Source organism: Rickettsia endosymbiont of Ixodes scapularis, assembly GCF_000160735.1.
Taxonomy (GTDB): domain Bacteria; phylum Pseudomonadota; class Alphaproteobacteria; order Rickettsiales; family Rickettsiaceae; genus Rickettsia; species Rickettsia tamurae.
In genome coordinates this window covers 1026977-1028273 of sequence record NZ_CM000770.1, presented here as the reverse complement: position 1 = coordinate 1028273, position 1297 = coordinate 1026977, and the positions used below count along the sequence as shown (strand labels likewise).

Sequence of the window (1297 nt, the reverse complement as noted above, 5' to 3'; positions counted from 1 at the left end):
TATTCTTCATGTTCTTCTTTATCCCAGTTACCAACTTGATCTCGCGGACGTATAGTTCATCAAAAAGTTCTTGTTTTATATAGCATTTATCCCCAAACAACAATCCAGTAATACGTTTGGTTATTTCTGGCACTGGCACTCTATCATCTATGTTGCCAGGCGTTAGTTTTAAACCTTGAATCTCTCCAAGTTCATTAATCAATAAATGTAATTTAAAACCAAAGAACCAACCTTTTGTTGTTTTGCCTAATGCAGCAATACCAGCAAACACCTTATTGCGAGATACTCTTTTTGGATGACAAATTGCTAAAGATGTTGCATCAATATAAGAGACTCCGGTAGTTTGAGATTGATACATATACCATTCAAGCAATAAAACTAAATACGTTAGAATTCTGGGTTTTAAAGCTATAAAACGAGTATATGATGGAAGAGTTACAAATTCAGATTTATATAATTGTAGATAGGACATATAAAAATATTTAAAGTTTTTACAAGGTGATTGATGATATAAAAGTACTATTGTTAATAGCTCAGAATGGCTTATCTTAGACTCTCTTGTAGGTTTTTTATTGCTAATTGGTAAAAAAGACCGACTAATCCAATATTCAGCAACTTTACAAAAATCATCGACAAAATAAAATAATGCGGTAATATCTTTCTTCAAGGGGATATTCTTGTTTTTTTGCTAAAAACTTATATAGAATATCTTCTATCCCTTGTAAATACTTCCATTCCTACCTCTTTTAATCCAGAATTCGGGTTTAATAAGTTACAAAATTTAATCACACATAATATTTCTCCAAAGCCTGCATCCTATCTTGCTAACGATGAATTTGAGTTTATAACTTATCCAAAGCAAACTACTAATCAAGAAGAAAATACTGATTTTTTAAATTCTAAAACAACCTCACAAGAAGTAGTAAAAGATCAGCCAGATACTCTAGGCATCTCTCAAATCGAATATACTGATATTATGAATGAAGCTGATAATATAATTAATACACCTGCAAGCATAACTAACACACCTGAAAGTAAAGGTTTTTTCAGTACATTTAGTTCATCATTAAAAACAGTTTATGATTTTGGAGTAAAGAGTTTTAATATTATAAAAAATACATCTAGTATTCTTTCTTCTAAAGTTGCTGAAACTTTTAATTTTATGAGTAATAAAGTTTTTTCTTATTTAAATAATAACGCTGAAGAAACATTTAATCTCTTAGATCAACTTGAAACTCTTTCTGATAATGAGTTAGTAGAAGAAATTTTAAACACGCCTGAAAATGAATTAGATGAA

1 protein-coding gene and 1 pseudogene are annotated in these 1297 nt (G+C 29.5%); one reads left to right on the top strand and one right to left on the bottom strand.

What is annotated here, in order from left to right:
* Positions 1-667 (bottom strand): IS982 family transposase (locus REIS_RS05185; protein ID WP_008580198.1); only part of this gene is annotated, 667 nt, incomplete at its 3' end.
* Between the two features lie 66 nt (positions 668-733).
* Between REIS_RS05185 and REIS_RS05180 the strand changes: the two are divergent.
* A pseudogene (locus tag REIS_RS05180) lies at positions 734-1297 on the top strand (hypothetical protein); the annotation flags it as partial.